General features: G+C 67.0%; 7 protein-coding genes. 4 read left to right on the forward strand and 3 right to left on the reverse strand.

From position 1 onward, the window contains the following. Positions 1 to 42: 42 nt before the first annotated feature. The 3 genes from clpB to rluD form a co-directional block, all read right to left on the reverse strand. Entirely contained in the window at positions 43 to 2,607 is a 2,565-nt protein-coding gene (gene clpB, locus P3W75_RS00040; protein WP_276225320.1) for an ATP-dependent chaperone ClpB, read from the reverse strand. A gap of 373 nt (positions 2,608 to 2,980) precedes the next feature. Next, on the reverse strand, positions 2,981 to 3,709 hold the full coding sequence (gene pgeF, locus P3W75_RS00045; RefSeq protein WP_276225321.1) for a peptidoglycan editing factor PgeF: 729 nt from the start codon (positions 3,707 to 3,709) through the stop codon (positions 2,981 to 2,983). Then, positions 3,706 to 4,665, reverse strand: a complete 960-nt coding sequence (rluD, locus tag P3W75_RS00050) for a 23S rRNA pseudouridine(1911/1915/1917) synthase RluD (protein ID WP_276225322.1) — start codon at positions 4,663 to 4,665, stop codon at positions 3,706 to 3,708. The genes pgeF and rluD overlap by 4 nt, the downstream gene beginning before the upstream one ends. Positions 4,666 to 4,812: 147 nt before the next feature. Here rluD and P3W75_RS00055 point away from each other — a divergent pair, with 147 nt between their 5' ends. The 4 genes from P3W75_RS00055 (at position 4,813) to P3W75_RS00070 (ending at position 9,128) form a co-directional block, all read left to right on the forward strand. Further along, a complete protein-coding gene (locus P3W75_RS00055) occupies positions 4,813 to 5,826 on the forward strand; it encodes an outer membrane protein assembly factor BamD (RefSeq protein ID WP_276225323.1) in 1,014 nt (337 codons plus the stop codon). A 139-nt stretch (positions 5,827 to 5,965) separates the two neighbouring features. After that, positions 5,966 to 6,196, forward strand: a complete 231-nt coding sequence (locus P3W75_RS00060; RefSeq protein WP_276225324.1) for a PP0621 family protein — start codon at positions 5,966 to 5,968, stop codon at positions 6,194 to 6,196. Then, positions 6,189 to 7,778 (forward strand): sensor histidine kinase, encoded by a 1,590-nt coding sequence (locus tag P3W75_RS00065; protein ID WP_276225325.1) that lies wholly within the window; start codon positions 6,189 to 6,191, stop codon positions 7,776 to 7,778. Before P3W75_RS00060 ends, P3W75_RS00065 begins: the two co-directional genes overlap by 8 nt. Before the next feature lie 9 nt (positions 7,779 to 7,787). Continuing rightward, positions 7,788 to 9,128 carry a sigma-54-dependent transcriptional regulator gene (locus tag P3W75_RS00070; RefSeq protein ID WP_276225326.1) on the forward strand — a complete coding sequence of 447 codons (1,341 nt, stop codon included), beginning with the start codon at positions 7,788 to 7,790 and terminating at the stop codon, positions 9,126 to 9,128. Positions 9,129 to 9,169 lie beyond the last annotated feature (41 nt).

A 9,169-nucleotide genomic window follows, 5' to 3' on the forward strand; every position in this document is an offset into this window, starting at 1 on the left:
AAAAAAGCCCCGCAACGCGGGGCTTTTCTACAACTGCCGAACTCAGGCGAAGACGATCTCGTCGTTTTCCACCTTGGCGCTGATCTTCGCGCCCGGGAGGAACTTGCCAGCCAGGATCAGTTGCGCCAGCGGGTTCTCGATCCAGCGCTGGATGGCGCGCTTGAGCGGACGCGCGCCATACACCGGGTCGAAGCCGACGGCGATCAGCTTGTCCATCGCCTCGGTGCTCAGCTCCAGGCTCAGCTCGCGCTCGGCCAGGCGTTTGCGCAGGCGGCCCATCTGGATCTCGGCGATGCCGGCGATCTGCTCGCGAGCCAGCGGCTCGAACACCACCACCTCGTCGATCCGGTTGATGAACTCCGGACGGAAATGCGCGTTCACCGCGTCCATCACCGCCGCGTGCTGCGCCTCGCGGTCGCCGACCAGCTCCTGGATCTGCGCCGAACCGAGGTTGGAGGTCATCACCACCACCGTGTTGCGGAAGTCCACGGTGCGCCCGTGGCTGTCGGTCAGGCGGCCATCTTCCAGCACCTGCAGGAGGATGTTGAAGACGTCCGGGTGGGCTTTCTCCACCTCGTCCAGCAGCACCACCGAGTAAGGTTTGCGCCGCACGGCCTCGGTCAGGTAGCCACCCTCCTCATAGCCGACATAGCCCGGCGGAGCGCCGATCAGGCGAGCCACCGAGTGCTTCTCCATGAACTCGGACATGTCGATGCGCACCAGCGCCTCCTCGGTATCGAAGAGGAACTCGGCCAGGGCCTTGCACAGCTCGGTCTTGCCCACCCCGGTCGGGCCGAGGAACAGGAACGAGCCGCTGGGCCGGTTCGGGTCGGCCAGGCCGGCGCGGGAACGGCGCACCGCGTTGGACACGGCGACCACCGCCTCGTGCTGGCCGATGACCCGCCGATGCAGCTCGTCTTCCATGCGCAGCAGTTTCTCGCGCTCGCCTTCGAGCATCTTCGAGACCGGGATGCCGGTCCACTTGGACACGACCTCGGCGATCTCCTCGTCGGTCACCTTGTTGCGCAGCAACTGGTTCTCCGGCTTGCCGTGCTGGTCGACCATCTGCAGGCTGCGCTCCAGGTCCGGGATCACCCCGTACTGCAGCTCGGCCATGCGGTTCAGGTCGCCCTTGCGGCGCGCCGCCTCCAGTTCGGTGCGGGCCTGCTCGATCTTCTGCTGGATCTGCGCCGAGCCTTGTACCTCGGCCTTCTCCGACTTCCAGATCTCTTCCAGATCGGCGTATTCGCGCTCGAGCTTGGCGATGTCTTCTTCCAGCTTGGCCAGGCGCTTCTTGGTGGCCTCGTCGTCTTCCTTCTTCAGCGCCTCGCGCTCGATCTTCAGCTGGATCAGGCGGCGCTCCAGGCGGTCCAGTTCCTCCGGCTTGGAGTCGATCTCCATGCGGATACGGCTGGCCGCTTCGTCGATCAGGTCGATGGCCTTGTCCGGCAGCTGGCGATCGGTGATATAGCGGTGCGACAGCTTGGCCGCGGCGATGATCGCGCCGTCGGTGATGGTCACGCCGTGGTGCACTTCATAGCGCTCTTTCAGGCCACGGAGGATGGCGATGGTGTCTTCCTCGCTGGGCTCGTCCACCAGCACCTTCTGGAAGCGGCGCTCCAGCGCGGCGTCCTTCTCGATGTACTGGCGGTACTCGTCCAGGGTGGTGGCGCCGACGCAGTGCAGCTCGCCGCGGGCCAGGGCCGGCTTGAGCATGTTGCCGGCGTCCATGGCGCCCTCGGCCTTGCCGGCGCCGACCATGGTGTGCAGTTCGTCGATGAACAGGATGATCCGGCCTTCCTGCTTGGACAGTTCGTTGAGCACCGCCTTCAGGCGCTCCTCGAACTCGCCGCGGAACTTGGCGCCGGCGATCAGCGCGCCCATGTCCAGGGCCAGCAGGCGCTTGTCCTTGAGGCCGTCGGGCACCTCGCCATTGATGATGCGCTGGGCCAGGCCCTCGACGATGGCGGTCTTGCCGACGCCGGGCTCGCCGATCAGCACCGGGTTGTTCTTGGTGCGCCGTTGCAGCACCTGGATGGTCCGACGAATCTCGTCGTCACGGCCGATCACCGGGTCGAGCTTGCCTTCCTCGGCGCGCTTGGTCATGTCCACGGTGTACTTGTCCAGGGCCTGGCGCGACTCCTCGACGTTGGGGTCGTTGACCGCTTCGCCGCCGCGCAGGTTGTTCACCGCGTTCTCCAGGGCCTTGCGGGTCACGCCCTGGCCGAGCAGCAGCTTGCCGAGCTTGGAGTTGTCGTCCAGCGCGGCGAGCAGCACCAGCTCGCTGGAAATGAACTGGTCACCCTTCTGCTGGGCCAGGCGGTCGGCCTGGTTGAGCAGGCGCGCCAGGTCCTGCGACAGGTTAACGTCGCCGGTGGGGTTCTGGATCTTCGGCAGCGTATCCAGCTCCTTGGTCAGGGCGGTACGCAGGGCCGGGATGTCGAAGCCTACCTGCATCAGCAGGGGCTTGATGGAGCCGCCCTGTTGCTCGATCAGAGCCCAGAGCAGGTGAACCGGCTCGATGGCCGGGTGATCGTGGCCAACGGCCAGGGACTGGGCGTCGGAAAGCGCCAGTTGCAGCTTGCTGGTCAAACGGTCGATTCGCATGGAGTTCGTCCTTCCTTCTAGATAGCGGGTCGGAGCGAATGCCTGCCCCTGGTGAAGAAATAACCCGCCGGGATGCCAGTTAGATAAGGACGATTTTGGCTGCTTCAAGCCATTTAGCCATGACACCGGTCAGTTCGTACGATTCTGTAGGAACGAGAACACCCTTGTAGGAGCGGACTTCATCCGCGATTCGCGCCGGCGCAACTGGCGACAGCAGGCCCTGCACGTAGGGCGAATGACGCAAAGCGTTATCCGCCGATCCGAAAGGATGGCCAAGGCGCTCGGGACGCCGGCGTATAACCGCGAATGGTTATACGCCCTACCCCGCTGTTCGCGAGCAAGCTCGCTCCTACGAAAAACGAAAGCTACGGAATCAGTCTAGCCAGACGAGGCTGGCCAGGCGCCCGGTGCGCGAGCTGCGCCGGTAGGAGTAGAAACGCTCGGTGTCAGTGAAGGTGCACAGGCCACCGCCGTAGACAGCGGTGACGCCACGCGCGGCCAGGCGGATGCGCGCCAGCCGGTAGATATCGGCCATGTAGCGGCCGACGTTGGCGCTGGGGACGAAAGCCGCCGCGGCTTCGGCGTGATCGGCGAGAAACGCCTCGCGGACTTCCGGGCCGACTTCGAAGGCCTGCGGCCCGATAGCAGGGCCGAGCCACACCAGCACCTCTTCCGGCGGCAGCGCCAGCTGGTCCAGGGTGGCTTCCAGCACGCCGCCGGCCAATCCGCGCCAACCGGCGTGGGCGGCGGCGACGCGAGTACCGGCGCGGTCGCAGAACAGCGCCGGCAGGCAATCGGCGGTGAGCACCGCGCAGGCGATGCCCGGCGTGGCGCTCCAGTTGGCGTCGGCAGTAGCGACGATGCCGGGGTCGGCTTCCACCACCTCGATACCGTGCACCTGGCTCAGCCAGGCCGGTCGGCAACCCTGGTCGAGCTCCAGGCGTCGGCGGTTCTCGGCCACGGCGGCGGGATCGTCGCCAACGTGGTCGCCCAGGTTGAGGCTGTCGAAGGGCGCCTGGCTCACGCCGCCGGCGCGGGTGCTGACACAGGCGCGCACGTTGGCCGGGGCCGGCCAGTCGGGAATGAGCCAGGGCGTGGTCATACGAAGGACTCGTTGTCCTGGCGCAGCAGGCTGAGCAGCCAGGTGAAGTCGTCCGGCAGCGGCGATTCCCACTTCATGCGCACGCCGGTGGCCGGGTGGTCCAGCTCGAGGAAGCGCGCGTGCAGGGCCTGGCGCGGGAAGTCGCGCAGCGACTCGACCAGGGTCGGGTTGGCGCCTGGCGGAATGCGGAAACGCCCGCCGTAGAACGGGTCGCCCACCAGCGGGAAGCCGATGTGCGACATGTGCACGCGAATCTGGTGGGTGCGGCCGGTTTCCAGCTTGACCCGGGTGTGGGTGTGCGAACGGAAACGCTCCAGCACCCGGAAGTGGCTGATCGCCTGCTTGCCGGTGGACACCACCGCCATCTTCTGGCGCATCACGCCGTGGCGGCTGATGGGCGCATCGACCGTGCCGCCGGCGACTATCACGCCGACCACGATGGCCTCGTAGACGCGGCTCACCGAGCGCGCCTGCAGCTGCGCCACCAGGTTGGTGTGGGCTTCCAGGGTCTTGGCCACCACCATCAGCCCGGTGGTGTCCTTGTCCAGGCGGTGCACGATGCCGGCGCGCGGCACGTTGGCCAGGTGCGGCACGTGGTGCAGCAGGGCGTTGAGCAGCGTGCCGTCCTGGTGCCCGGCGGCCGGGTGGACCACCAGGCCGGCCGGTTTGTCGAGGACGAGGATGTGCTCGTCTTCGTAGACGATGTCCAGGTCGATGTCCTGGGCCTTCCACTCGCCCTGGGCCTCGAGCTCGACTTCCAGCGCCAGGCGCGAGCCGGCGTGGACGACGTCCTTGGGCCGCAGCACGGCGCCGTCGACGGTCAGGCGGCCGTCCTTGATCCAGCCGGCGAGGCGCGAGCGGGAGTGTTCGGGGAAAAGTTGCGCGGCGACCTGATCGAGGCGTTGGCCGCCCAGGTCGAACGGCACTTCTGCCGCCAATTGGATGAGATCGGACATGATGGGACACAGTAGGCACGCCACCTTTTGGTTAGGCAGCGCGCTGTGGTTAAATACGGGGCCTTTGTCCCAGGGGTTCGCCTGGGGCGCCAATCATAACAGACGGATGCGGCCGCGACAGCCGACCGTCCAGGGACGCAAGCCGCCATGCAAGTGAAACACCTGCTGCTGATCGCCACTCTCGCCTTCGTCACCGCGTGCTCTTCCAAAGGCGACAAGGTCGACGAGAACCTGAGCGAAAGCCAGCTGTACCAGCAGGCGCAGGAAGACCTCAACAACAACAGCTACACCAACGCCGTGAACAAGCTGAAGGCGCTGGAGTCCCGCTACCCGTTCGGCCGTTACGCCGAGCAGGCGCAGCTTGAGCTGATCTACGCCAACTACAAGAACGCCGAGCCCGAAGCCGCGCGTTCGGCGGCCGAGCGCTTCATCCGCCTGCACCCGCAGCACCCGAACGTAGACTACGCCTACTATATGAAGGGCCTGGCCTCCTTCGACCAGGACCGCGGCCTGATGGCGCGCTTCCTGCCGCTGGACCTGACCAAGCGTGACCCAGGTGCGGCGCGCGACTCCTTCAACGAATTCGCCCAGCTCACCAGCCGCTTCCCGAACAGCCGCTACGCCCCGGACGCCAAGGCGCGCATGGTCTACCTGCGCAACCTGCTGGCCGCCTACGAAGTGCATGTCGGCCACTACTACCTCAAGCGCAAAGCCTACGTGGCCGCCGCCAACCGGGGCCGCTACGTGGTGGAAAACTTCCAGGAAACCCCGGCCGTCGGCGATGGCCTGGCGATCATGACCGAGGCCTACCAGCGCCTGGGTCTGAACGACCTGGCTGACAGCAGCCTGCAGACCCTCAAGCTGAACTACCCGGACAACCCGAGCCTGAAGGACGGCCAGTTCTCCCCGCGCGAGAGCGACGACAGCAGCCGCTCCTGGCTGGCCAAGGCCACCCTCGGCCTGATCGACTCCAACACCGCGCCGCCGCAGATGGAAACCCAGGCGAGCAAGGACGTGATGCGCCAGTACGAAGACGCCCGCCAGCAGATTCCGCGCGAACTGCAGCCGGAGCACCAGGACGAGCAGACCGAGAAGCCCGACACCAGCGGCAAGAAGAGCCACTCCTGGTGGCATTACCTGACCTTCGGCCTGGTCGACTGAGTCGCCGGCGAAGACGAAAAGGGAGGCTTAGGCCTCCCTTTTTCATGCCTGGGCGAATCCTCCGCACAGTACCGGCGCCTGCGACTTGTGCAGCGTGGCGGCTCGGATAAACTGCGAATCTTCTGAAAAAGGGAACGCCATGGTCCGCCTGCTGTTCTGGATTGTCCTCATCGCCCTGATCTGGTGGCTATGGCGCAAGGCCACCCGCCCGCAACGTCCCGACGCGCCGCCGCGCGAGGACCAGGCCGAACCCATGGTGCGCTGCGCCCAGTGCGGCGTGCACGTGCCGCGCGGCAACGCCCTCCAGCACGAGCAGCGCTGGTACTGCAGCCAGGCCCACCTGCCACGGGAAACCGACCGGCATGGCTAAGGCCATCCCCATCAGCGGCCAGCAGGGGCAGCGCATCCTCCGCCTGTACCACCTGTACCGCCTGAGCATCGGCCTGCTCATGGTCCTGCTGATTTCCAGCAACCTCGACGACCAGGTGCTCAACGTCAGCCAGACCACGCTGTTCCACGGCGGCTGCTGGGGCTACCTGATCGTCAACATCCTGATCGCCGTGCTGATGCCGGCGCCGCGCCAGTTGCTGCCGGTGTTCCTCGTCGCCCTGCTCGACGTCCTGCTGCTCAGCGGCCTGTTCTACGCCGCCGGCGGCGTGCCCAGCGGCATCGGCAACCTGCTGGTGGTGGCCGTGGGGATCGCCAACCTGCTGCTGCGCGGGCGTGTCGGCCTGCTGATCGCCGCCGTCGCCGCGATCGGCATGATCTACCTGACCTTCTACCTCAGCCTCAGCCAGCCGACAGCGATCAACCACTACGTCCAGGTCGGCAGCCTCGGCGCGCTGTGCTTCGCCGCCGCCCTGCTGCTGCAGGGCCTGGCGCGGCGCCAGCAGCTCAGCGAGCACCTGGCCGAGGAACGCGCCACCACCGTGGCCAACCTGGAAGAGCTCAACGCCCTCATCCTGCAGCGCATGCGCACCGGCATCCTGGTGCTGGACAGCCGCCAGCACGTGCTGCTGGCCAACCAGAGCGCGCAGGCGCTGCTGGCCCAGCCGAGGCTCGCGGGCGACCCGCTGAGCGCGCACTGCCCGGAGCTGCTGGAAAGCCTGCAGCAATGGACGCAGAACCCGTCACTGCGCCCGCCGAGCCTGCAGGCGCCGGACAGCGGCCCGATGCTGCAGCCCAGCTTCATTCCGCTGCGCCGTGGCGACGAACAGCACACCCTGGTGTTCCTCGAGGACATCTCGCAGATCGCCCAGCAGGCGCAGCAGCTCAAGCTCGCCGCGCTGGGCCGGCTCACCGCCGGCATCGCCCATGAAATCCGCAATCCGCTGGGCGCCATCAGCCACGCCGCGCAACTGCTGCTGGAGTCGGAAGAGCTCGACGCCCCCGACCGGCGCCTGACGCAGATCATCCAGGACCAGTCGCGGCGCATGAACCTGGTGATCGAGAACGTCCTGCAGCTGTCGCGACGGCGTCAGTCCGAGCCACAGCAGCTGGACCTGGCGCAGTGGCTGCAACGCTTCGTCGACGAACAGCGCGAGGGCCTGCGCGGCGACCAGCAGGTGCACCTGCAGCTGGGCCGGGGCGAGATTCAGACACGCATGGACCCCAGCCAGCTGACCCAGGTGCTGGGCAACCTGGTGCAGAATGGATTGCGTTACAGTGCCCGCGAGCATGGCCGCGGCCAGGTCTGGCTGAACCTGTTCCGCGACCCGGACAGCGACCTGCCGGTGCTGGAGGTGCTGGACGACGGCCCCGGTATCGCCGCCGAGCAGTTGGGCAAGCTGTTCGAGCCCTTCTTCACCACCGAAAGCAAGGGCACCGGCCTCGGCCTCTACATTTCCCGCGAGCTGTGCGAAAGCAACCAGGCCCGCATCGACTTCAAGAACCGGGGCGAAGGCGGTGGCTGCTTCCGCATCACCTTCGCGCACCCGCGCAAGCAGAGCTGACAGAAGAACATGAGCCGGCAAAAAGCCCTGATCGTCGACGACGAACCGGATATCCGCGAGCTGCTGGAGATCACCCTCGGCCGCATGAAGCTGGACACCCGCAGCGCCCGCAATATCAAGGAGGCCAAGGAGTACCTGGCCCGCGAGCCCTTCGACCTGTGCCTGACCGACATGCGCCTGCCCGACGGCACCGGCATGGACCTGGTGCAGCACATCCAGCAGCGCCATCCCCAGGTGCCGGTGGCCATGATCACCGCCTTCGGCAGCCTGGACACCGCGGTCAACGCGCTCAAGGCCGGCGCCTTCGACTTCCTCACCAAGCCGGTGGACCTCGGCCGCCTGCGCGAACTGGTGGCCACCGCCCTGCGCCTGCGCTCGCCGAGCGCCGAAGAGGCGCCGGTGGACAACCGCCTGCTCGGCGAATCGCCGCCGATGAAGCAGATGCGCAACCAGATCGCCAAGCTGGCGCGCAGCCAGGCGCCGGTCTACATCAGCGGCGAATCCGGCAGCGGCAAGGAGCTGGTGGCGCGGCTGATCCACGAGCAGGGGCCGCGCAGCGACATCGCCTTCGTCCCGGTCAACTGTGGCGCCATCCCCTCCGAGCTGATGGAAAGCGAATTCTTCGGCCACAAGAAAGGCAGTTTCACCGGCGCCGTCGAAGACAAGCTGGGCCTGTTCCAGGCGGCCAACGGCGGCACCCTGTTCCTCGACGAAGTGGCCGACCTGCCGCTGCCGATGCAGGTCAAGCTGCTGCGCGCCATCCAGGAAAAGGCGGTGCGCGCGGTCGGAGGCCAGCAAGAAGTGGCGGTCGATGTCCGGGTGCTCTGCGCCACCCACAAGGATCTGGCCGCGGAAGTCGCCGCCGGGCGCTTCCGCCAGGACCTCTACTACCGCCTGAACGTCATCGAGCTACGCGTACCGCCGCTGCGTGAACGCCGCGAGGACATTCCGCTGCTCACCGAGCGCGTGCTCAAGCGCCTGGCCAGCGACAGCGGCCTGGCCGCCGCGCGGGTCAGCCCGGAAGCGCTGGAAAAGCTCAAGGTCTACCGTTTCCCGGGCAACGTCCGCGAGCTGGAAAACATGCTCGAGCGCGCCTACACCCTCTGCGAGGACGACCTGATCCAGCCCCAGGACCTGCGCTTCGCCGAAGCCGCCGGCTCCACCGAGAGCGGCGGCCAGGCCAGCCTGGCGCAGATCGACAACCTCGAGGACTACCTGGAGGACATCGAGCGCAAGCTGATCATGCAGGCCCTGGAAGAAACCCGCTGGAACCGCACCGCCGCCGCCCAGCGCCTGGGCCTGACCTTCCGCTCGATGCGCTACCGGCTGAAGAAGCTCGGCATCGATTGAGTGGGGCTTCGAGCCTAGCCCCGGCGTCGACTGCCTGGTGT

It is taken from the genome of Pseudomonas citronellolis, from assembly GCF_029335315.1.
In the GTDB taxonomy this organism is placed as follows: Bacteria; Pseudomonadota; Gammaproteobacteria; order Pseudomonadales; family Pseudomonadaceae; genus Pseudomonas; species Pseudomonas citronellolis_A.

What these genes read in the sequence shown, in the direction of transcription:
- clpB (WP_276225320.1), bottom strand. Translation starts at nt 2,607, where the DNA reads ATGCGAATCGACCGTTTGACCAGCAAGCTGCAACTGGCGCTTTCCGAC.
- pgeF (WP_276225321.1), bottom strand. Translation starts at nt 3,709, where the DNA reads ATGACCACGCCCTGGCTCATTCCCGACTGGCCGGCCCCGGCCAACGTG.
- rluD (WP_276225322.1), bottom strand. Translation starts at nt 4,665, where the DNA reads ATGTCCGATCTCATCCAATTGGCGGCAGAAGTGCCGTTCGACCTGGGC.
- P3W75_RS00055 (WP_276225323.1), top strand. Translation starts at nt 4,813, where the DNA reads ATGCAAGTGAAACACCTGCTGCTGATCGCCACTCTCGCCTTCGTCACC.
- P3W75_RS00060 (WP_276225324.1), top strand. Translation starts at nt 5,966, where the DNA reads ATGGTCCGCCTGCTGTTCTGGATTGTCCTCATCGCCCTGATCTGGTGG.
- P3W75_RS00065 (WP_276225325.1), top strand. Translation starts at nt 6,189, where the DNA reads ATGGCTAAGGCCATCCCCATCAGCGGCCAGCAGGGGCAGCGCATCCTC.
- P3W75_RS00070 (WP_276225326.1), top strand. Translation starts at nt 7,788, where the DNA reads ATGAGCCGGCAAAAAGCCCTGATCGTCGACGACGAACCGGATATCCGC.